At 70.0% G+C, this 20,656-nt stretch carries 20 protein-coding genes; 13 read left to right on the top strand and 7 right to left on the bottom strand.

Features of this window, described 5'->3' with window-relative positions:
• Positions 1–108: 108 nt before the first annotated feature.
• Complete coding sequence (locus VGL85_RS11990; protein ID WP_331589172.1) at positions 109–1,344, top strand: NAD(P)/FAD-dependent oxidoreductase; 1,236 nt, start codon at positions 109–111, stop codon at positions 1,342–1,344.
• A gap of 102 nt (positions 1,345–1,446) precedes the next feature.
• On the opposite strand, the gene VGL85_RS11995 is transcribed toward VGL85_RS11990, so the two are convergent.
• Both VGL85_RS11995 and VGL85_RS12000 read right to left on the bottom strand, forming a co-directional pair.
• Positions 1,447–2,751 (bottom strand): Hsp70 family protein, encoded by a 1,305-nt coding sequence (locus VGL85_RS11995; RefSeq protein ID WP_331589173.1) that lies wholly within the window; start codon positions 2,749–2,751, stop codon positions 1,447–1,449.
• A 194-nt stretch (positions 2,752–2,945) separates the two neighbouring features.
• On the bottom strand, positions 2,946–5,234 hold the full coding sequence (locus tag VGL85_RS12000; protein WP_331589174.1) for an NADP-dependent malic enzyme: 2,289 nt from the start codon (positions 5,232–5,234) through the stop codon (positions 2,946–2,948).
• 183 nt (positions 5,235–5,417) lie between these two features.
• Between VGL85_RS12000 and VGL85_RS12005 the strand changes: the two genes are divergently transcribed.
• The 6 genes from VGL85_RS12005 to VGL85_RS12030 all read left to right on the top strand — a co-directional run bounded on the left by VGL85_RS12005 (position 5,418) and on the right by VGL85_RS12030 (position 9,921).
• On the top strand, positions 5,418–5,888 hold the full coding sequence (locus tag VGL85_RS12005) for a hypothetical protein (RefSeq protein WP_331589175.1): 471 nt from the start codon (positions 5,418–5,420) through the stop codon (positions 5,886–5,888).
• 114 nt (positions 5,889–6,002) lie between these two features.
• On the top strand, positions 6,003–6,329 hold the full coding sequence (locus VGL85_RS12010; RefSeq protein WP_331589176.1) for a metalloregulator ArsR/SmtB family transcription factor: 327 nt from the start codon (positions 6,003–6,005) through the stop codon (positions 6,327–6,329).
• Positions 6,326–6,799: an SRPBCC family protein gene (locus VGL85_RS12015; protein WP_331589177.1), complete on the top strand. Its 474-nt coding sequence runs from the start codon at positions 6,326–6,328 to the stop codon at positions 6,797–6,799. The genes VGL85_RS12010 and VGL85_RS12015 overlap by 4 nt, the downstream gene beginning before the upstream one ends.
• 32 nt (positions 6,800–6,831) lie before the next feature.
• On the top strand, positions 6,832–7,473 hold the full coding sequence (locus VGL85_RS12020) for a glutathione S-transferase family protein (protein WP_331589178.1): 642 nt from the start codon (positions 6,832–6,834) through the stop codon (positions 7,471–7,473).
• A 238-nt stretch (positions 7,474–7,711) separates the two neighbouring features.
• The gene (dapB, locus tag VGL85_RS12025) at positions 7,712–8,470 is read left to right on the top strand and encodes a 4-hydroxy-tetrahydrodipicolinate reductase (RefSeq protein WP_414695241.1); all 759 of its coding nucleotides are present in this window, start codon (positions 7,712–7,714) and stop codon (positions 8,468–8,470) included.
• Positions 8,471–8,472: 2 nt separating this feature from the next.
• Positions 8,473–9,921, top strand: coding sequence for an amidase family protein (locus VGL85_RS12030; protein ID WP_331589179.1), 1,449 nt, complete (start codon positions 8,473–8,475; stop codon positions 9,919–9,921).
• On the opposite strand, the gene VGL85_RS12035 is transcribed toward VGL85_RS12030, so the two are convergent.
• The 3 genes from VGL85_RS12035 to coaBC are packed head-to-tail and all read right to left on the bottom strand — an operon-like array spanning position 9,918 to position 12,206.
• Positions 9,918–10,565 carry a hypothetical protein gene (locus VGL85_RS12035; RefSeq protein ID WP_331589180.1) on the bottom strand — a complete coding sequence of 216 codons (648 nt, stop codon included), beginning with the start codon at positions 10,563–10,565 and terminating at the stop codon, positions 9,918–9,920. The genes VGL85_RS12030 and VGL85_RS12035 overlap by 4 nt on opposite strands.
• 1 nt (position 10,566) lies before the next feature.
• Positions 10,567–11,022, bottom strand: coding sequence for a dUTP diphosphatase (gene dut / locus VGL85_RS12040; RefSeq protein ID WP_331589181.1), 456 nt, complete (start codon positions 11,020–11,022; stop codon positions 10,567–10,569).
• Positions 11,019–12,206: a bifunctional phosphopantothenoylcysteine decarboxylase/phosphopantothenate--cysteine ligase CoaBC gene (gene coaBC, locus VGL85_RS12045; protein WP_331589182.1), complete on the bottom strand. Its 1,188-nt coding sequence runs from the start codon at positions 12,204–12,206 to the stop codon at positions 11,019–11,021. Before coaBC ends, dut begins: the two co-directional genes overlap by 4 nt.
• A gap of 157 nt (positions 12,207–12,363) precedes the next feature.
• On the opposite strand from coaBC, the gene VGL85_RS12050 reads away from it, so the two are divergent.
• On the top strand, positions 12,364–12,948 hold the full coding sequence (locus VGL85_RS12050; protein WP_331589183.1) for a hypothetical protein: 585 nt from the start codon (positions 12,364–12,366) through the stop codon (positions 12,946–12,948).
• A 4-nt stretch (positions 12,949–12,952) separates the two neighbouring features.
• Here VGL85_RS12050 and ubiB read toward each other — a convergent pair whose 3' ends face one another.
• Positions 12,953–14,464: a 2-polyprenylphenol 6-hydroxylase gene (ubiB, locus tag VGL85_RS12055; RefSeq protein ID WP_331589184.1), complete on the bottom strand. Its 1,512-nt coding sequence runs from the start codon at positions 14,462–14,464 to the stop codon at positions 12,953–12,955.
• A gap of 4 nt (positions 14,465–14,468) precedes the next feature.
• Positions 14,469–15,227: a class I SAM-dependent methyltransferase gene (locus VGL85_RS12060; protein ID WP_331589185.1), complete on the bottom strand. Its 759-nt coding sequence runs from the start codon at positions 15,225–15,227 to the stop codon at positions 14,469–14,471.
• 79 nt (positions 15,228–15,306) lie between these two features.
• Here VGL85_RS12060 and mutM point away from each other — a divergent pair, with 79 nt between their 5' ends.
• From mutM to dnaA, 5 genes are all read left to right on the top strand, one after another.
• Positions 15,307–16,191 carry a bifunctional DNA-formamidopyrimidine glycosylase/DNA-(apurinic or apyrimidinic site) lyase gene (mutM, locus tag VGL85_RS12065; protein WP_331589186.1) on the top strand — a complete coding sequence of 295 codons (885 nt, stop codon included), beginning with the start codon at positions 15,307–15,309 and terminating at the stop codon, positions 16,189–16,191.
• Positions 16,188–17,063 (top strand): TraB/GumN family protein, encoded by an 876-nt coding sequence (locus VGL85_RS12070; RefSeq protein WP_331589187.1) that lies wholly within the window; start codon positions 16,188–16,190, stop codon positions 17,061–17,063. Before mutM ends, VGL85_RS12070 begins: the two co-directional genes overlap by 4 nt.
• A 38-nt stretch (positions 17,064–17,101) precedes the next feature.
• On the top strand, positions 17,102–17,884 hold the full coding sequence (locus VGL85_RS12075; RefSeq protein WP_331589193.1) for an enoyl-CoA hydratase: 783 nt from the start codon (positions 17,102–17,104) through the stop codon (positions 17,882–17,884).
• Positions 17,885–17,999: 115 nt separating this feature from the next.
• Positions 18,000–18,269 carry a 30S ribosomal protein S20 gene (gene rpsT, locus VGL85_RS12080; RefSeq protein ID WP_331589188.1) on the top strand — a complete coding sequence of 90 codons (270 nt, stop codon included), beginning with the start codon at positions 18,000–18,002 and terminating at the stop codon, positions 18,267–18,269.
• A gap of 430 nt (positions 18,270–18,699) precedes the next feature.
• Positions 18,700–20,148 (top strand): chromosomal replication initiator protein DnaA, encoded by a 1,449-nt coding sequence (gene dnaA / locus VGL85_RS12085; protein WP_331589189.1) that lies wholly within the window; start codon positions 18,700–18,702, stop codon positions 20,146–20,148.
• The last annotated feature ends 508 nt before the right edge of the window (positions 20,149–20,656 follow it).

Below are 20,656 nucleotides of genomic sequence, written 5' to 3' on the forward strand. Positions count from 1 at the left end.
GACAATCGGGCGGGGAAGCGTGATGACAATCATTGACTCACAGGCCAACCCGCACTTCCCCACCCTGGCCGCTCGCACGGCCTGTCCCTCCCCGTTAGGGGAGGGTTGATGAAGGATCGCTTTGACGTCGCGGTCATCGGCTGCGGGGCGGCCGGGATCGCCGCGCTCGGGCGCCTGGCGCGGACCGGGCTGGAGGCGGTGGGCCTGGAGGCGCGCGAGCGGGTCGGCGGGCGCGCCCACACCGTGACCACGACGGCGGGCTTCCCGGTGGACGCCGGCGCCGGCTGGCTGCACTCGGCCGACCGCAATCCGCTGTCGGCGCCGATCGAGCGGGCCGGTTTCACCATCGACCGGTCGCCGCCGCACTGGACCCGGCAGGCGTTCAACCAGCACCTCACTGCGGAGGAACAGCGCGCCTACCGCGCGGCGTTCAACGCCCTGGATGAGAAGGTGGAGGCCGCGGCGAAGACCGGGATCGACCGGCCGGCGTCCGAGCTGATGGAGCCGGAAAGCCGCTGGAACCCGCTGCTGGACGCCTTCTCCAGCTACTACAACGGCGCGGAGTTCGAGTCCGTCTCGGTGCTGGACTACGCGGCCTATGAGGACAGCGGGATCAACTGGCGGGTTCGCGAGGGTTATGGCGCGGCGCTGAGCCATTTCGCCGACCCGGCGCAGATCGTCACCGGCTGCCCGGTCAGCACCGTCCATCACGACGGCCCCGAACTGGCGCTGGACACCGCGCGCGGGCGGCTGACGGCGCGGGCGGTCATCGTCTGCGTCCCCTCACCGATCCTCAGCCAAGGCGGCCTGGCGTTTTCGCCCGGCCTGCCCGGAAAGGCCGAAGCCGCCGCCGGCCTGCCGCTCGGCCTGGCGGACAAGGTGTTCCTGTCGCTGGCGGAGCCGGAGGGCCTGCCGGTCGAGGGCCACCTGTTCGGCCATTCCGACCGGACCGAGACGGCCAGCTATCACCTGCGGCCGTTCGGGCGGCCCTATATCGAGGTGTTCCTTGGCGGCCGCTGCGCGCGCGGCCTGGAGGGCGAGGGGTCCGGCGCGCTCGCCGCCTTCGCGCTTGAGGAGCTGGGCGAGCTGATGGGCTCGGACTTCCGGCGCGGCCTCGCCAGCCTGGGCGAGACCCGTTGGGCGCACGACCCCTGGGCGCTGGGGTCCTATTCCCACGCCCTGCCGGGCCACGCCCCTGACCGCCAGGTCCTGGCCGCCCCGGTGGAGGAGCGCATCTTCTTCGCGGGGGAAGCGACGCACCGCACCTGGTATTCCACCGTCCACGGCGCCTGGGAAAGCGGGACCAGGGCCGCAGAAGAAGCCCTGATCGCCCTCACCAAATGACGTCATGGCCGGGCTAGTCCCGGCCACCCATGAACGCCGACCTCGCAGGACACCCTGCATCGCTCGAGATCATGGGTCCCCGGCACAAGGCCGGGGTGACGATCAGGAAATTGGGGCCTTCATCGTCCAGCGGGAAAGGTCGCGCTCGCGGCCGATGAGCGCCAGGCCCGAGGCGATGGATTCCAGTTCCGCCCCGGTCTCGATCCGGCCCGGCTCAAAGCGGCGGTGGAAGATGGCGCGCACCGCCGGCACCAGGGACGAGCCGCCGGTCAGGAAGACGCGATCCACCTGGTCGGGCGCGAGGTCGGCGTTGGCCAAGGCGTCGTCGACCGCCCGCTCGATCAGGTTGAGCTCCGGGGCGATCCAGCGTTCGAAGGTCGCCCGCTTCACCCCGCCTCTCAGCGAGATCGAGCCGGCCTGGAAGACGAACTCCGCCGCTTCGTCCGCCGACAGCGCCTCCTTCAGCCGCGAGACCGAGCGGTAGAGCTGGTAGCCGTAGTTCTCGTCCAGCACCTCGATCAGCCGGGCGATCTTCTCCGGCTCGGTCGCCTCGCGCTCCAGGGCGCGGATCTCGCGCATGTCACGGCTGGCGCGCATCAGGGCCAGTTGGTCCCAGCGGGCGAAGGTGGAATAGTAGCGGTTGGGGATCGGCAGGGTCTTTCCGAAGCTCATGTAGCTGGAGCCTTTGCCCAGCGCGGGCGAGACCAGGTTGTCGATGATCCGGTAGTCGAAGGCGTCGCCCGCCACGCCGACGCCGGAGCGGCCCAGCGGATGGCTGATGATCTCGCCGTCTTTCGCGCGCTCGAAGCGGATGATCGAGAAGTCGGAGGTGCCGCCGCCGAAGTCGCCGACCAGCACGGTGGCGTCGTGATCGAGCTCGCGGGCGAAGAAGAAGGCCGCGCCCACCGGTTCATAGGCGTAGAGAACCTCGGAAAAGCCCATCCGTTCGAAGGCGGTCTGGTAGCGCGACAGCGCCAGGGCCTCGTTCGGCGCGCCGCCGGCGAAGGTGACCGGGCGGCCGACGATCACCCGGTCCGGCAACTCCGCCATCCCAGCCTCGGCATAGGCGCGCAGGCGCAGCAGGAAGGTGGACAGCAGGTCCTCGAAGCGGAAGCGGCGGCCGAGGATCTGGGTCTCGCTGAAGCTCTCCGCGGCGGCGAAGCTCTTGAACGACTGGATGAAGCGGGTTTCGGCCGGATCCTCGACATAGGCGTCGATGGCCCAGGGGCCGGCGGCGATGACCCGGTCGTTGGGGCGGTCGCCCGCATGGAAGCTGAGGCACGAGCGGAAGGCGAACAGCTCGCCCTCCGGCGCCGGGAATTTCACCAGGTGCGCCGGGCCCGCCGTCTCGGCCAGGGCCACGACCGTGTTGGTCGTGCCGAAGTCGATGCCGAGGGTCAGGGTCACGGGAGCGCTCCCAAGCGGGCGCGCCGTGTAGCAACTTCGCTGTCATCCCGGAAGTCGCGTTGGCGACTGTCCGGGACCCATAAACTCCGAGATGCAGAAAAGAAGCAGCGGCTGCGCTGCGAGATTCCTTCGTCGCCGCGCGCATGGGTCCCGGTCTTCGCCCGCGGCGAAACCGGTATGACACGCGATGGGAGCTACGCCTCGCCCTCGGCGAGCTGGCGCTCGTAGGCGCAGACGGTGGCCATCTGCAGGATCTTGGAGACCGACGCCGACAGCGGGCAGATCTGCACCGGCTTGTCGAGGCCGAGCAGGATCGGGCCGATTACCGTAGCCCCGCCCAGCGACTGGATGAGCTGGGTCGAGATCGCCGCCGAGTGCACCGCCGGCATGATCAGCACATTGGCCGGGCCGGTCAGCCGCATGAACGGGTAGTTGCCGCGCAGCTCCGGCTCCAGGGCCAGCTCCGGCGGCATTTCGCCCTCGTACTCGAAATCCACCTCGATCTCGTCGAGCAGGGCGACCGCGTCGCGCACCCGGTCGGAGCGCAGGCCCATGGGGTTGCCGAAGGTCGAATAGCTCATGAAGGCCACGCGCGGCTCATAGCCCAGAATCCGCACCGCGTTGGCGGCGCCCCGGGCGATGTCGACCAGGTCCTCGGCGTCGGGCATTTCGGTGACGCTGGTGTCGGCGATGAACAGGGTGCGCCCCTTGGCCAGGACGACGCTCATGCCGATCACCCGGCCGTCCGGCGACGGGTCGATCACCCGCAGCACCTCTTCCAGCACCTGGTCGAAGGAGCGGGTGACGCCGGTGACCAGGCCGTCGGCATGGCCCATCGCCACCACCGCGGCGGCGAAGGCGTTGCGGTCCTGGTTGATCAGCCGCTGCACGTCGCGGCGCAGATAGCCCTGCCGCTGCAGGCGACTGTAGAGGTAATCCACATACTCCGCGTTGCGGCCGGACAGGCGGGCGTTGAGGATCTCGATCTTCACCTCGGCCGGGTCGAGCCCGACCGAGCGCATGTTCTCCTGAACCAGGTCTTCGCGGCCCACCAGGACGGCGGTGCCGAGGTTGGCGATCTGGAAGGCGTAGGCCGCGCGGATCACCGCAGGCTCCTCGCCCTCGGCGAAGACGATCCGCTTCTTCGGCCCCGACAGCACCACGCCCTGCAGCTTCTGCAGGAAGGCCGCGGTGGGATCGAGCCGTTGGGCCAGCGAGGCGCGGTAGGCGTCCATGTCCGGGATCGGCCGGCGCGCCACGCCGGTGTCCATGGCCGCCTGGGCGATGAACGGCGGGATGTACCAGATCAGCCGGGGATCGAAGGGCGTCGGGATGATGTATTCGGGCCCGAACTTCAGCTGCTTGCCGTGATAGGCGGCGGCCACCTCGTCCGGCACGTCCTCGCGGGCCAGCTGGGCCAGCGCGTTGGCGCAGGCGATCTTCATCTCCATGTTCACGCGCCGGGCCCGAACGTCGAGCGCGCCGCGGAAGATGTAGGGGAAGCCCAGGACGTTGTTGACCTGGTTCGGATAGTCGCTCCGGCCGGTGGCGACGATGGCGTCGGGGCGCACCGCATAGACGTCCTCGGGCCGGATTTCCGGGTCCGGGTTGGCCATGGCGAAGATCACCGGATTGGGCGCCATCAGCTTGACGTCGTCCTGGGTGATCGCGCCCTTCACGGACGTGGCGATCAGCACGTCGGCGCCTTTCAGCGCCTCCTGTAGGGTCCGCTTGTCGGTGTCGATGGCGTGGGCCGACTTCCACTGGTTCATGGCCTCGGCGCGACCCTTGTAGACCACGCCCTTGGTGTCGACGGCGATGCAGTTTTCGTGCGGCACGCCCATGGCCTTGAGCAGGTCCAGGGTGGCGATGCCCGCCGCGCCCGGGCCGTTCAGGACGACCTTGACGTCCTTCAGCTCGCGCCCGGTCATGTGGCAGACGTTGATCAGGCCGGCGGCGGAGATGATCGCGGTGCCGTGCTGGTCGTCATGGAACACCGGGATGTCCATGATCTCCTGCAGCGCCGATTCGACGATGAAGCACTCGGGGCTCTTGATGTCCTCGAGGTTGATGCCGCCGAAGGTCGGCCCGATGTTCTTGGCGACGGTGATGATCTCGTCGGGGTCGGTGGCGGTGATCTCGATGTCGATGGCGTCGACGTCGGCGAACCGCTTGAAGAGCACGCCCTTGCCCTCCATCACCGGCTTGGCGGCGAGCGGGCCCAGGTCGCCCAGGCCCAGGATCGCCGTGCCGTTGGAGAGCACAGCTACCAGGTTGCCCTTGGAGGTGTATTCGTAGACCAGGCCCGGGTCCTTGGCGATCGCCAGGACGGGCACGGCGACGCCCGGCGAATAGGCCAGGCTGAGGTCGCGCTGGGTCGCCATCGGCTTGGTGGCCGCGATCGCGATCTTCCCCGGCGTCGGGTGGCGGTGGAAGTCGAGCGCTTCCTTCTCGGTATAGGTCCGTTTCTCGGCGTCGCTCATGGCGGCGGCGGATCCTTGTGCGGCGGTGCGATGAGAAGGCGAGCGTACAGACGCCGGGCGCCCGAAACAACCTTGCTCAAGCTTGGCCCTGGCAGGCTTGGCCGCCGGCCAGCGGAACCGGACAGCCTCACATTTGTTGGAGTCAGGCTGGAAGGGGGCTTGCCCGTGAACGGGAGCACCCAAATGAGGAAACTCGTACCTTGCCTTGCCCTGGCCGCCTTGATCGGCGGCCCGGCCCTGGCCCAAGCGCCGGCGAAACCCTCGTCGGCCCCACCGTCGGCGGCCCCGCCGCCCGCGGCTGAACCGGCGACGCCGGCGCCCAGCGCGGCCACACCGCCCGGCGCGGTGAATCCGAGCCCGACCCCAAGCCCGAGCTCGGCTAGCCCGCCCGCGGCTCCTGCCGCGCCTACCGGTGCGAGCAGCGACACCGCCGCCAACGCCGGCGCCAGCACCGTGATGAGCGGCATGTCGGTGAAGGACAACACCGGCGCCCTGATCGGCGAGGTGAAGGCGGTGAAGGGCGGCGTCGCCACTATCCAGATGGGGTCCGACAGCTTCACGGTCGACACCAACAAGCTGGGCGTGGCGAACGGCGTGGCCAGCATCAACGCCAGCCAGGCCGAACTGAAGAAGATGCTGCCCGCCAAGAAATAGGCGGTCCATCCGGAGGGCCGCGTGTCGACGGCCCTCCGGCTTCATCGAACGATCGATCAAGCCGGATCGCGAGTCCGGCTTGACTCGTATGTAAGTTATGGCTTACGGTAAGTCATGGCTAACAATCTCGCCTTCGCAGCCTTGGCCGACCCGACCCGCCGCGCGGTGTTCGAGCGCCTGGCGGATGGTCCCTTGCCTGTGGGCGAGCTGGCCGAAGGCATGCCGGTCAGCCGCCCGGCGGTCTCGCAACATCTGAAGGTGCTGAAGGAGGCCGGCTTGGTCACCGATCGCGCCCAAGGCGCGCGCCGCGTCTACCAGATCGATCCAAAGGGCCTGGGCCAGATCCGCGCCTGGCTCGACCGCTTCTGGGACGAGGCGCTGGAGGCGTTCCGCGCCGAAGTCGAACGCGAAACCCAGGATTCCGAGGGAGAAGAACCGTGAGCCAGACCATCAAGCCCGCGGCGATCATGAAGAGCTTCACCGTCCGCGCGACGCCGGAAAAGGCCTTCGAGGTCTTCACCAGGGGCTTCGACCGCTGGTGGCCGCGCACCCACTTCATCGGCGCCTCGCCGCTCAAGGAGGCGGTGCTGGAGCCCGGGGTCGGCGGCCGCTGGTTCAGCCGCCACGAGGACGGCTCCGAGCAGATGTGGGGCGACGTGCTGGTCTGGGACCCGCCGGCCCACCTGGTGGTCGCCTGGCGCATCTCCCACGAGTGGGGCTACGACCCCAACCTCCACACCGAAGTGGACGTGCATTTCACGAAGGTCGGCGCCGAGGAGACGCGCATCGACTTCGAGCACCGCGGCCTGGAGCGCTTCGGCGACAGCGAGACGGCCGACAAGACCCGCGCCGGCATGAAGACCGGCTGGGACCTTATCCTGCAGAGCTTCAAGGCCGTGGTCGGCGGCTGAACCGACCGCCCCTGAATCAAAGGACCAGAACCATGTCCAAGATCATCATCCACGGTATTCCCGGCAGCCCCTATGTGCGTACGCCGCTCCTCGTTTGCGAGGAAAAGGGCGCGCCCTACGAACTGGCCGCCATGGCGTTCGGCCCAGGTGCAACCCGCACGCCCGAACATCTCGCCCGCCAACCCTTCGGCCGCATGCCGGCCATCGAGCACGGCGACTTCAAGCTCTACGAGACCCAGGCGATCATCCGCTACGTCGACCGCGCCTTCGACGGGCCGGCCCTGTCGCCGAGCGACCCCAGGGCGCTCGCCCGCATGGACCAGGTGCTGAATATCGTCGACTGGTACGTGATGCCTTCGATCTCCTCGGCGATCGGCTTCAACCGCATCGTCAAGCCGATCTTCGGCATGCCGGTGGACGAGTCGGCCCGGACCTGCGTCAAGGCCCTGGAGGACATCCTGGCCGCCAAGCCTTATTTCGCGGGCGAGGCCGTGTCCCTGGCGGACCTGTCGGCGATCGCGCACCTGGACTTCCTGGCGCGGACGCCGGAGGGCGCCGACATGCTGGCGGGCTCACCGCTCCTCGGCTGGATGGAGCGCATGGCCGAACGGCCAAGCGTGGCCAAGACCACCATGCAGAAGATGATGAACCTGCCGGAGTCGGCGGCGGCTTGAAGCGCCGTAGCCCTTCCCGAATGGGAAGGGCGTCTACTCCAGGGGACCACCCTGCCCCGGTTGGCTCGCTAACCGGGGCAGGGCTTCGGGTCCGCAGATCGCGTTGACCGCCGCCTCGGCGTCGTGAACGGCTCTGTTTATATCCGTTGACCCGGCGGGCGGCCTTGCGAGACTAGGCCCCTCGCAAGCCTGACCCGCCGGAGCGACGCCCCTGTCCCAGCCTCCCATCAAGATCGCCGTGGCCGGCGCCCTCGGCCGCATGGGCCGCGCGATCGCCGCGGCCGCGGACGCCGCTCCGGACATAGATGTCGTCGCGCGCTTCGACCGGCCCGACGCCGCCGCCGCCGACGGGCTGGTTTCGCAACAGGCCGCGCTGGCGGCGGCCGACGTCATCATCGACTTCACCACGCCCGCGGCCTCCGTCTCCCTGGCGGAGGCCTGTGCTGATCGCGGCGGCCCGGCCCTGATCATCGGCTCTACCGGCCTCGACGGCGCCCAGCTCGGCCGCATCGACGCGGCGGCGGCCAGGGTCGCCATCGTCCGCTCCGGCAACTTCTCCTTGGGCATCAATGTCCTGATGGGCCTCGTCGAACAGGCCGCCGCCCTGCTGGGGCCCGAGGCCTACGACGCCGAGGTCTTCGAGGCGCACCACCGGCGCAAGGTCGACGCGCCTTCCGGCACCGCCCTGATGCTGGGCGAGGCCGCCGCCGAGGGCCGCGGCGTCTCGCTGGCGCAGGTGGCGCGGCGCGGGCGCGACGGGATCACCGGCGAGCGGCCGGTGGGCGAGATCGGCTTCGCGGTGATGCGCGGCGGGGGCATCGTCGGCGAACACAGCGTGACCTTCGCCGCCGAGGACGAGCTGGTGACCCTGTCGCACTCCGGCCGCGACCGTGGACTGTTCGCACGCGGCGCCCTGGCCGCCGCCCGCTGGGTCGCGGGCCGCCCGCCGGGCCTCTACGACATGCGCGACGTGCTGGGCTTCTCGAAGGGCCGATAGCCGTGTTCATCGACGACGACCTTATCGAGCGCGACGCCGTCGAACAGCTGGTCCTGCTGGCCGCCAAGAAGGTCTCGGCGGCGGAGTTGCTGAAGACCCATCTCGCGCGTCACGAACAGACCCACGGACGGCTGAACGCGGTGATCGCCGTCAACCTGGAACGGGCGCTGGAGCGCGCCAAGGCCATCGACGACCTGCGGGCCAAGGGCGAGAACCTCGGCGCCCTGGCCGGCCTGCCGATGACCGTGAAGGACACCTTCGACGTGGTGGGCATGCCGGCCTCCTCGGGCCTGAAGGTCTATCGCCAGCGCCAGGCGCTGAACGCCAACGCCGTGCGCGCCGCCAAGCACGCCGGTGTGGTGATCTGGGGCAAGACCAATGTGCCGGTGCTGGCCGGCGACTGGCAGAGCTTCAACAGCCTCTATGGCGCGACCAGCAATCCGTGGGATCCGGCGCGCACCTGCGGCGGCTCGTCCGGCGGGGCGGCGGCGGCGCTGGCGGCGCGGGTGACGCCGCTGGAGATCGGCTCGGACATCGGCGGCTCGCTGCGCGTACCGGCCAGCTTCTGCGGCGTGTTCAGCCACAAGCCCACCTGGGGCCTGGTCAGTCAGCGGGGCCACGTGCCGCCGTCGCCGGGGTCCTGGAGCGAGCGCGACCTGAATGTCGTCGGGCCCATGGCGCGCTCGGCGCGGGACCTGCGCTTGCTGCTGTCGGTGTTCGTGGGCGGGCCGCTGGCCGCCCGCGCGCCGGCCGCCGACCTGAAGACCGCGAAGATCGGCCTGTGGCTCGACGAGCCCAGCTTCCCGCTCGACCCGCAGGTGAAGAGCGTCATCGAGGCTTTCGCCGGAAAACTGGCCGAGGCCGGGGTCGAAGTCATCCCGATCGCCTCGCCCCTGCACATGCCGACGCTCACCGCCGCCTACCGCACCCTGCTGGGCGCGATCATCGGCGAAGACATGCCGGAAAAGGCCGTTCGCGGCCTGGAGCGCCTGCGGCCCTGGGCGAAGTGGCAGGTTTCGCGCGGAGCCATGCCGGATTCCAACGCCGCCATGACGCTGGCCTACACCGCCACCCACCGCGAATGGCTGGCGGCCGACGCTGTGCGCAACCGGCTGCGCCAGGAGATCGGCCAGCTCTTCGACCGCTTCGACGTCATCCTGGCGCCGATCGCGCCGGTGACCGCCTTCCCGCACGACCATCGGCCGTTCAACCGGCGCAGCCTGACGATGTCCGGCGGCCAGCGCATTGCCTATGGCGCGATGCTGAACTGGATCTCCCTGGCCACCGCCCTGCACCTGCCGGCGACGGCGATCCCGGCGGGCCGGGCGGCCGACGGGATGCCGGTGGGCGCCCAGCTCATCGGGCCGCTGAGCAGCGACGGCAAGACGCTGGCGCTGGCCCAGGCCATCGACGAGAACATCAAGAGCTTCGTCGCGCCGCCGCCTGGCTAGGGTTTTGGTTTCACCGGCTCCTGCCGCGCCCAGAGCGCGTCCACCTGCCCCTGCAGATCGGCGCCGACGCCGCGGCGGACCAGGCTGAGGCCCTCCATCTCCGCCTTGTCGGCGCGCAGCACGCGCGGGTGCAGGCTGTAGCCCAGCAGGTAGATCGACCGATCGGTCTTGGCCTGGCCGTCCTCGATGAAGGTGGTGGCGATCCCCACCGGCAGGCGGCCGGACTTTCGGGCGTCGTCGTGGGCGTGCAGCGCGCGGGCGAGCCCGGCCTCGAACCAGCCCGATTCCAGCCGCGGGTTGCCGGTGGTCTGGGCGGGATCGCCGCGGACCTCGCTCGGGAAGCTGATGGTCTGGGTCTGGATCACCTGTTCCGAGTGCACCGCCGACAGCCGCAGCCGCTCGCCGCCGGCCTCCGGCGCGCCGGTCATCAGGAAGGCCAGCTTGATCGCCCCGGCCTGGGCCTCCTTCTGCGCCTCGCCGTTGCGGGCCCGCGCCTCGGCGGCCTTGTCGCGGTCGGCCTGGACCCGTTCGCGATGGCTGTCCCACTGGCCCCAGCCCGCGATCACCAGGGCGGCGATGCCGACCAGCTCCGCCAGCGTCAGCCAGCGCAGTTGCAGGCGTCGCTTGCGGGCCTCTTCGCTCACGTCAGCGTCCCGTGGACCCGAAGCCGCCGGCGCCGCGCGCCGTGTCGTCGAGGCTCTCGACCTCGGTCCAGACGGCCTGGACGACGGGGGCGATGATGAGCTGGGCGATGCGCTCGCCGCGGCGGATCACGAAGTCCTCTTCGCCGTGGTTGATCAGGATCACCTTCACCTCGCCCCGATAGTCGGCGTCGACCGTGCCCGGCGAATTCAGGCAGGTGATCCCGTGCTTGGCCGCCAGGCCGGAGCGGGGCCGCACCTGGCCCTCGAAGCCGGGCGGCAGGGCGAAGGCGAGGCCGGTGGGAACGGGAAAGCGCGATCCGGGGCGCAGGGTCAGCGGTTCGTCATCCGGCACGGCGGCGCGCAGGTCCATGCCGGCCGCCTGGGCGGTCTCATAGGCCGGCAGCGGAAGGCCCTCGGCATGCGGCAGGCGGACGATGGGGACAGTCGGATTGGTCACTTCAGCTCACTCGCGATGCGCTCGGCCAGCCGGCGCGCCACCGCGCCCTTGGCCATCCGCTCCCATCGCTCGATTCCCTGCGCCGTGACGAGGGAGACCGCGTTGTCGTCGCCGCCCATGGTCCCGGCCACGCTGACGTCGTTGGCGACGATCCAGTCGCAGCCCTTCTTGGCGAGCTTGGCCTTGGCGTGGGCTTCCAGGTCGTTGGTCTCGGCGGCGAAGCCAATCACCAGGCGCGGCCGCTTCGCATGCTTCGACAAGGACGCAAGTATGTCGGGATTCTCCACCAGGGCGATGGGGGTCGGCACAGCCCCGTCCTTCTTGATTTTCCGGCCGCCCGCCTCGGCCGGGCGCCAGTCGGCCACCGCGGCCACGCAGACGGCGATGTCGGCCGGCAGGGCCGCCTCGCAGGCCGCCAGCATGTCGCGCGCGCTTTCCACGTCCACGCGCTTGACGCCGCCCGGCGCCGGCAGCGCCACAGGTCCGCTGACCAGGGTCACCTCACAGCCGAGCGCGGCCAGGGCGGCGGCAATGGCGTAGCCCTGCTTGCCGGAGGAGCGGTTGGTGAGGAGGCGCACGGGATCGATCGCCTCGACCGTCGGTCCCGCCGTCACCAGCGCGCGGCGGCCCGCCAGCGGCCGGCCGGACTGCAGCAGGCCCAGGATCGCCTCGAAGATCGCCGCCGGCTCGGCCATTCGGCCCTCGCCATATTCGCCACAGGCCATGGCGCCCTCGTCTGGCCCGACGAAATGGATCCCATCCGCCTTCAACGCCGCGAGGTTGCGGCGGGTCGCGGCGTGCTCCCACATCCGCACGTTCATCGCCGGAGCCATCAGCACCGGCTTGTCGGTGGCGAGCAGGGTGGTCGACGCCAGATCGCTGGCGTGGCCGTTCGCGGCCTTGGCCATCAGGTCGGCGGTGGCCGGCGCCACGACCACGAGGTCGGCCGAGCGCGACAGCTCGATGTGGCCCATTTCGGCCTCGTCGGTCAGCGAAAAGAGCCCCGAATAGACCTTGTCCTCGGCCAGGGCCGAGAGCGACAGCGGGGTCACGAACTCCGCCCCGGCCGCGGTGAGGATCGGGCGCACCCCGATCTCGGCCTTGCGCAACAGGCGAGTGAGTTCGAGGGCCTTGTAGGCCGCGATGCCGCCGCCGACGATCAGGAGAATCCGCTTCTGGTCCAAGGCGATCAGGCCCCTCGAAACCGCTCTGGTCGTAGCGCGCCAGACTTATGCCAGATGGGGTGGCGCGAGGAACCCTGCAAATTTAGACTCGACAATGCCGCCAAGTTGTTCTTTCTTTGTTCCAGCTCTGCTTTTGGAGGAGACAGAGATGACTGGAATGAAGAGGGCGCTCACGCTGGCGCTCGGGATTTCGGCGCTGGCGTTGCTGGCCGGTTGCGACAACGGCCCTTCGGCCGTGGCCAAGAAGGGCTCCGGCGGAACGGACGTGGCGAGCGCGAACGCGCCATCCAGTTCCTACGGTTCGGACCGTGGCAGTGGCTACCGGGGCGGCTACGACAACGGTGCGCCGCAGGTCGATCACCGCAAGGACGAGGTGGCCAAGGCCGACGACGGCAAGCCCATGTGGGCGTCGAGCAAGCGCTTCTCGGCGGAGGAGGGCGCGCAGCGGCAGTTCGAGCGCGACGGGGCGGCGTTCGACGCCAAGACCCTGGAGCAGTTCGTCAAGAAGGCGCACGCCTTCGTGGGCCATCCGCCCAAGGGCACCCAGACGCTCACGCGCAAGAACGGCGACATCCTCTACTACGACGCCAAGGACAACATCTTCGCCGTCGCCAGCAAGGAGGGCGCGCCCCGGGCCATGTTCAAGCCCGACGACGGCGAGGCCTACTGGGACAAGCAGAAGGACCGCGAAGAGCACGCCAGCCGCTCACGCCGTTCGCGCCAGGCCGACGACGCCGAGTAGGCGATCAGCGCCACCACGCCGCCAGGAGGAAGGCCACGCCCGCCAGGGCCGCGCCAAGGGCGAACCAGGTGATCGCGCGGCCGGCTGACGACGGCTCCGGCGGTGTGACGACCGTGGGGGCCGGCGGAGTCTCGATCAGCCGGGCGAGGTTCCTGAGCGCCTGGCCGGCCTCTTCGGCGAAGCGCCGGATACGGGCGGGCGGCGCGAGTTCGCGGGCGATCCAGCGGCGCACCACCGGATCGGCGGCTTTCCAGATGTCGTGGTCCGGCTGGATGCGGCGGGCCACGCCCTCGACGGTCATCATGGTCTTCTGCAGCAACACCAGCTCGGGGCGCAGGCGCATCTCGTAGAGGGCGGTGATCTCGAACAGCTGCAGCAGCACCCGGCTCATCGGCACCTCGCTGGCCGGGCGGCCGAAGACAGCCTCGCCCACCGCCCGGAGCGCCTGGGCGAAGGCCTGGACGCTGTGGCGCGCCGGCACATAGCCGGCGTCGAAGTGTGTGCGCGCCACCGCCTCGTAGTCGCGGTTCAGGAAGCCCCAGAGGATCTCGGCCAGGTAGCGGCGCTCGGCCGGGCCGATGCGGCCGATGATGCCGAAGTCCACCGCGGTCAGGCTGGCCGGCGCGGCGACGAACAGGTTGCCCTCGTGCAGGTCGGCGTGGAAGACGCCGTGGTCCAGGGCCTGGGACAGGAAGGCGCGGATCAGGTTGTCGGCCGTCACCTGGCGATCCAGGCCGGGCTGGTCGAGGGCGGCGGGATCGGAGAGCGGCCAGCCCCGCGCCCACTCCATGGTCAGCGCCCGCTTGCCGACGCCGTCCCAGACGATGCGCGGCGCGGCCATGTAGCCGTCCTTGGCCATCACCTCGCGCAGCTCGTCGGCCCCGGCCGCCTCCAGCCGCAGATCGAGTTCAAGGGTTATGGCGCGGATCACGGTGTCGGCGAAGGCCACCGGCTCCAGCCGCCGGGCCGGCGGGATCCAGCGGTCGATGAGCCGGGCCGCTAGCGCCAGGCTCTCGGCGTCGTCGGCCACGCGACGCTCGATGCCCGGGCGCAGGACCTTCACCGCCACCTTGCGGCCGTCCAGCAGCCTGGCCTCGTGCGCCTGGGCCAGGGAGGCGGCGGCCAACGGCTCACCGAATTCGGCGAACAGGCTCTCGATGGTGCGCCCCAGCGCCATTTCCACCTCGTGGCGGGCGATGGCGGTCGGGAAGGCCGGTAGCCGGTCCTTCAGTCGCGACAGGTCCTCGGCGAATTCCCGGCCGAAGAAGTCCCCGCGCGTCGACAGCACCTGGCCGAGCTTGATGGCCACCGGCCCCATGCCTTCCAGCGACCGCGCCAGGCGCTCGCCGGGGCGGCCCTGGCGGGCGCCGGCGCCGGCGAAGATCCGCAAGGCCCGCGCCAACGCCCGCACCGAGGGCGGATAGCGCTCGTCCAGCTCGGCCGGCAGCAGGGCGTCGTTGCGGACGAGGGCCAGCACCGCCCCCGTCATGCGGCCGAAAGCCCCGATGGCGCCCATGTCGCTAGATCGCCCGGCCGGCGTGCAGGGCCGCGACCCCGCCGGTGAAGTTGGTGAACTCCACCCGGCTGAACCCGGCCTCGCCGATCATCGCGGCGAACCGCCGCTGGTCCGGGAAGCGGCGGATGCTCTCCACCAGGTACTGGTAGGCCTCGCGGTCGCCGCCGACCCGCGCGCCGATTTCCGGGATCACCTTGAAGGAATAGGCGTCATAGGCCTTCTGCAGCGCCTCGGTCGTGGGCCGGGAGAATTCCAGGCACAGGAACCGGCCGCCCGGCTTCAGCACCCGGCGCGCTTCGCTGAGCGCGGCGGCGATGTCGGTCACGTTGCGGATGCCGAAGGCGATCGAATAGGCCTCGGCGCTGGCGTCGGGCAGCGGCAGGGCCTGGGCGTCGCCCACCGCCCAGGCGATCTCGGGCTCGCCGCCCTTGTCGCGCCCGGCGGCCACCATCTCGGCGTTGTAGTCGACGACCAGGACCCTGGCGGCCGGGCCGCCCCGGCGCTGCTGGGCGCGGCGCGCCATGACCGCATAGCGGCGGGCCATGTCGCCGGTGCCGCCCGCGCAATCGATAATCGTCTCGCCGGGCTGCGGGTTCAGGCGCGCGGCGACCGCGTCCTTCCACAGCCGGTGGACGCCGCCGCTCATCAGGTCGTTCATCAGGTCGTAGCGGCGCGCGACGCGGTCGAAGACGCCGCGCACCAGGCCGGGCTTTTCGCGCGCGTCCACGTCGCGGAAGCCGAAGGTGGCGGAGGGTCCGGTCATGGCCCACGGCTCTTAGCCTCTTATCGGCGTCCTCACCAAGGCCCTTGGCGCTGCAGCCGGCGCGTGCAAAGCCTTGGCCATGCCCGAACTTCCCGAGGTCGAGACGGTGCGCGGCGGACTGGCGCCCGTGCTGGAAGGCGCTCGGCTGGCCCGGGTGGAGGCCCGCCGGCCCGACCTGCGCTTTCCCCTGCCGCCCAACTTCGTCCAGGTGCTGACCGGGGCGCGCATCACCCGCCTGGGCCGTCGCGCCAAGTACCTGCTGGCCAGCCTCGACCGCGAGGACACCCTGGTGATGCACCTGGGCATGAGCGGCCGCTTCGAGATCGCCCATCCGGAGGGCGCGGCGCCGGACCGGCCCTCCAAGGAGCGACCTGGCGATTTCCACTACGCGCCGGACCCCGATCCCAAGCACGCCCATGTGGTCTTCGAGACCGAGGCCGGCGTGCGGGTCACCTATTACGACCCGCGGCGCTTCGGCTACATGGCCCTGGTCAACAGCGCGACCCTGCACCTGCATCCGTGGTTCGCGGGGCTCGGCCCCGAGCCGCTGTCGGAGGATTTCAACGCCACTCGCCTGGCCGCCGCCTTCAAGGCCCGCAAACAGGGGCCCAAGACCTTGCTGCTGGACCAGCGGGTGGTCGCGGGCCTCGGCAACATCTACGTCTGCGAGGCGCTGAACCGGGCGCGCATCTCGCCCTTCAAGGCGGCGGGCGGGATCTCGCGGCCGCGCCTGGAAAGACTGGCCGACGACATCCGCGCGGTGCTCGCCGAAGCCATAGCCGCCGGCGGCTCAACCCTGCGCGACTATGCCCAGGCCGATGGCGCCCTGGGCTATTTCCAGCATCGTTTCCGGGTCTATGACCGCGAAGGCGAGCCCTGCTTCAACGACCCGTGCCGGGGCGTCATCGCGCGTAAGGTCCAGGCCGGCCGCTCCACCTTCTACTGCCCCAGGTGCCAGACGTGAGCCGCCGCGTCCGTGGCCTGGCCGGCGCCCTCGCGGGCCTGCTGGCGCTCGCCTGGGCCGGCGCGGCGCTGGCCCTGCCGCCGGTCTGGATCGTCCGGGACAAGGACTCCGAAATCGTGCTGTTCGGCTCGATCCACGTCCTGCCGCCAGGGCTCGACTGGCAACCGCCGGTGCTGGCCCAGGCGCTAAAGCACGCCGACGACCTGTGGTTCGAGCTGCCGATCGATGGGCAGAGCCAGGTCGAGACCGCCAACCTGGCGATCCAGGCCGGGTCCCTGCCCCCAGCCCAGTCGCTGTTTCGCATGCTGCCGGCGGCCGACAGCGCGCTGATGGCCAAGGTCGCGCAGGACTATGGCATCTCGCCCGTGCTGCTGGACCGCCTGAGGCCCTGGCTGGCGGAAATCACCGTCTCGGCCGGCGTCTACCGGCGGGCCGGCGCCGATGCGGGGAGCGGCGTCGAACAGACCCTGGCGGCGACGGCGACGCAGGCCGAGCACAAGGCCTTCGAGACCCCGGCCGAGCAGATCGCCATCCTCGCCCAGGGGAGCGACGCCGAGCAGGTGGCCTCGCTGGGCGAGACCCTGCACGAACTGGTGGACACCCCGGACGAGTACAAGACCCTGGTCGCCGCCTGGATGGCCGGCGACATGAAGGCGCTCGACCGCGAGGCGGTGGCGCCGTTGCGCGCCGCCTCGCCGGCGCTGTTCAAGCGGCTGGTCACCGACCGCAACATCCGCTGGACCCGTGTGCTGGACGAACGGATGAAGGGCCACGGCCTGACCGTGGTGGTGGTCGGCGTCGGTCACCTGATCGGCCCCGGCGGCGTGCCCGCCCGCCTGCGCGCCCTTGGCTATTCGGTCGTGGGGCCTTAGACGCGGACGAGGCAACCCGTAAGCGTGGAAGGCGTCCGCTGATGAGCTACCAGACCCTGATCATCGAAAGCCCTGAAGCGGGCGTGACCCTGATCAAGCTGAACCGGCCCGAGGCGCTGAACGCGCTGAACAGCCAGCTGCTGGGCGAACTCTGCGCCGCGCTCGACGCCGCCGAGGCCGACGCCGAGGTGCGCTGCATGGTGCTCACCGGCTCGGAGCGCGCCTTCGCCGCCGGCGCCGACATCAAGGAAATGTCGGACAAGTCCTACGCCCAGATGTTCGTCGCCGACTTCTTCGGGCCGGCCGCGCGCCGTATCGAGGCCTGCCGCAAGCCGATCATCGCTGCGGTCGCCGGCTATGCCCTGGGCGGCGGCTGCGAACTGGCCATGCTCTGCGACTTCATCATCGCCGCCGAGACCGCCAAGTTCGGCCAGCCGGAGATCAACCTGGGCGTCATGCCCGGCATCGGCGGCACCCAGCGCCTGCCCCGCGCCGTGGGCAAGGCCAAGGCCATGGACATGGTGCTGACCGCGCGGATGATGGACGCCGCCGAGGCCGAGCGCGCCGGCCTGGTCAGCCGCATCGTTCCCGCCGACAAGATGTTGGAGGAGGCGGTCGCCGCCGCCGCCAAGATCGCCGCTCAATCGCCGCTGGCCGTCGCCATGAACAAGGAGCTGGTGAACGCCGCCTTCGAGACGACGCTCGCCACCGGCGTTTCCATGGAGCGGCGCCTGTTCCACTCCCTGTTCGCCTTCGACGACCAGAAGGAAGGCATGGCGGCCTTCGTCGAGAAGCGGAAACCGCAGTTCAAGGGCGAATAGGGCCAATTAAGGGGGTGGGCGGCATTGACCCGCCGCGCCCTCTTGCGTATATCCGCGCCTCCGATTTTCCCCGCCCGGACCGCCGGGCGCGTTCGTTTGGAAGAAGCATTTCGATATGGCCAACACGCCCGGCTCCAAGAAGGCGGTCCGCAAGATCGCCCGCCGCACCGCCATCAACACCGCCCGCCGTTCGCGCGTCCGCACCTTCCTGCGCAAGTTCGACGAGGCGGTCACCTCGGGTGACGCGACCGCGGCCAAGGACGCCTTCGTCCAGGCCCAGTCGGAACTGATGCGCGCGGTCACCAAGGGTGTGGTGCACAAGAACACCGGCTCGCGGAAGGTCTCGCGCCTTCACGCCCAGCTGAAGAAGATGTCGGCCGCCTGACCGACCGGCGCCGGCGACGCCGGACGCTTTTTCCGGCCGCGGAATACTCCGCATTCCCCATAGAATTTGATATGTCCGACGGCGTCTCCCCGGGGCGCCGTCTTCGCGTTTGGGGCGAGCCTGCGGGGTGCGACTCCTGCGACGAATCTTCTCAGATCACGGACCTTCGAACAGCGTTTCCCTAGGCCCCAAAAGGGCTCTCGGGGTGTCAACGAAAATATCGACCTTGGCCGCGAAGAATCACACTTGAACGGCCGCTGACCCCCATTAGTGTCAACTCCCTTACAGGCGTCTTGCACTGATCCCGGATCAAAACGGGGCGCCGGCAGCGCGCATGCGACTGCCGGATAAGAGCCTGTTTTTGTTGAAATTCTACGCTTCCGGTGCGTGGGGCCCGGAGTCGTGCTGCGGGCAGGATGGGGTTGCAAGAATGATGAGCGGGGGGTTGGCGGGAGCTATGGCGAGCGCACCGGCCGGAGCGGTTTGGACCAAGACTTCGCAGGTCCTGAAACGTGAGCTCGGCGAGGCGACCTATGGCTCCTGGCTGGGCCAGGCGGCGCTGCGCGAGACGGGGGACGAGGTGTGCCTGGTGGCCGCCACGGGCGTCGCGCGCGACTGGATTGCGCGCCATGCCTGGCGGCGTATCGCGGAGCTTTGGGCGCAGAACGATCCGCTCGGCCGCCGGCTCGACCTGAAGTCGCGGCTGGAGATGGATTCCGACGCCCTCTCCGTGAAGACGCCCGCCGCTTCGGCGGCGCCGGCCGGGGCCGCCGCCATCACGCCGCCGGAGGTCTTCGAGGTCGAGGCCGAACCCGCGCCCGCCGCCGCCCGCCTGGGCCGCGTGCTGGGCCTGCAGGAGCGGTTCACCTTCGACAGCTTCGTGGCCGGTCCGTCGAACGAGTTCGCCTTCGCCGTGGCGCGCCGGGTGGCCGCCTGGTCGGACGGGCACTTCAACCCGGTGGTCTTCCACGGCCCCTACGGCTTCGGCAAGACGCACCTTCTGAACGCGGTGGCCTGGGAGGCCATGAAGAACGCGCCCGAGAAGCGCGTGGTCTATCTGACCGCCGAGAAGTTCACCTCGACCTTCGTGCGTGCATTGCAGGACCGGCAGACCGCGGCGTTCAAGGACGAACTGCGCAACGCCGACCTGCTGCTGATCGACGACGTCCACTTCGTGGCCGGCAAGACTTCGACGCAGGAAGAACTGTTCCACACCCTGATCGCCTTGGTGGAGGACGGCCGCCGGGTGGTGATGAGCGCCGACCGCCTGCCGACCGAGATTTCGGAGATGGAGCCTCGGCTGCGCAGCCACCTGCAAGCGGGCCTGGTCTGCGGCATCGAACCGGCCGACCGGAACCTGCGGTTGGGCATCCTGGAGCGCAAGCTGCAGACCCTGGCCCAGCAGGGCAAGTTCCTTCCCGCCGCCAAGCCGGAGGTGATGCAGTTCCTGGCCGACCGCTTCACCGACAGCGTTCGCGAGCTGGAAGGCGCGCTGAACACCCTGGTGGCCCGGGTGGGAGGCGATGTCGCGCGCCTGACCCTGGACGAGGCCCAGACCATCCTGCGCCCGCACCTGTCATGCACCGAGCGCAAGGTGACCGTGGACCAGATCCAGAAGACGGTGGCCGAGCACTACGGGCTGAAACAGGCCGACCTGATCTCCGAGCGCCGCGCGCGCGCGGTGGCCCGGCCGCGCCAGGTCGCCATGTGGCTGGCCAAGCAGATCACCGTCCGTTCCCTGCCCGACATCGGCCGCCGCTTCGGCGGGCGCGACCACACCACGGTGCTGCATGCGGTGCGCCGCATCGAGGCGCTGAAGGGCGAGGACGCCGCCATCGCCCGAGACGTGGACGTGCTGCTCCGCAAGCTGCGGGGCTAGCCTTCTCCCCTTGCGGGAGAAGGCGGCTCACGAAGTGAGACGGATGAGGGGTTGATGGCCCTGTCCGCCCTTCGCGCCGATAGCCCAGCGAGACCCCTCATCCGTCAGCCTCCGGCCGACACCTTCCCTCGCAAGGGGAGAAGGGGGCAGGCTGCGGCTTAAATCTCATGGCGGCCAGTTTGCCTCGGGGTCCCGGCTTCCGGGCACGGGTCTTGAAAGCTAGACCAGACACTATCATGTGAGCGCCACGCACAGCGCGCCGACTCCGGGGTGCGCACAGCGACCTCCTGAAATCAGCCAAGCGCTTCAAGCGCGGAGGAGCCCTGACGTGCTGTTGAGTCTAGAAGATATATTACCGCTCACCTCACCGCCGCTGGTCGGAACGACTGCCCTGCTAGTCTTTAGGGACAAGAGCGTGCTCCCTGCTCGTCTGACCGCCTCCGGTTGGATGTGCGCCCGATCTGGCGCCGCCCCGTTGCGTCAGCCGATCGGCTGGATCGACTTACCA

The organism is Phenylobacterium sp., assembly GCF_036501465.1.
GTDB lineage: Bacteria > Pseudomonadota > Alphaproteobacteria > Caulobacterales > Caulobacteraceae > Phenylobacterium.

Excerpts from the sequence above, each read along its gene's own strand:
- VGL85_RS11990 (WP_331589172.1), top strand. The coding sequence starts at position 109 with ATGAAGGATCGCTTTGACGTCGCGGTCATCGGCTGCGGGGCGGCCGGG.
- VGL85_RS12000 (WP_331589174.1), bottom strand. The coding sequence starts at position 5,234 with ATGAGCGACGCCGAGAAACGGACCTATACCGAGAAGGAAGCGCTCGAC.
- VGL85_RS12005 (WP_331589175.1), top strand. The coding sequence starts at position 5,418 with ATGAGGAAACTCGTACCTTGCCTTGCCCTGGCCGCCTTGATCGGCGGC.
- VGL85_RS12010 (WP_331589176.1), top strand. The coding sequence starts at position 6,003 with ATGGCTAACAATCTCGCCTTCGCAGCCTTGGCCGACCCGACCCGCCGC.
- VGL85_RS12020 (WP_331589178.1), top strand. The coding sequence starts at position 6,832 with ATGTCCAAGATCATCATCCACGGTATTCCCGGCAGCCCCTATGTGCGT.
- VGL85_RS12050 (WP_331589183.1), top strand. The coding sequence starts at position 12,364 with ATGAAGAGGGCGCTCACGCTGGCGCTCGGGATTTCGGCGCTGGCGTTG.
- ubiB (WP_331589184.1), bottom strand. The coding sequence starts at position 14,464 with ATGGGCGCCATCGGGGCTTTCGGCCGCATGACGGGGGCGGTGCTGGCC.
- VGL85_RS12060 (WP_331589185.1), bottom strand. The coding sequence starts at position 15,227 with ATGACCGGACCCTCCGCCACCTTCGGCTTCCGCGACGTGGACGCGCGC.
- mutM (WP_331589186.1), top strand. The coding sequence starts at position 15,307 with ATGCCCGAACTTCCCGAGGTCGAGACGGTGCGCGGCGGACTGGCGCCC.
- rpsT (WP_331589188.1), top strand. The coding sequence starts at position 18,000 with ATGGCCAACACGCCCGGCTCCAAGAAGGCGGTCCGCAAGATCGCCCGC.
- dnaA (WP_331589189.1), top strand. The coding sequence starts at position 18,700 with ATGATGAGCGGGGGGTTGGCGGGAGCTATGGCGAGCGCACCGGCCGGA.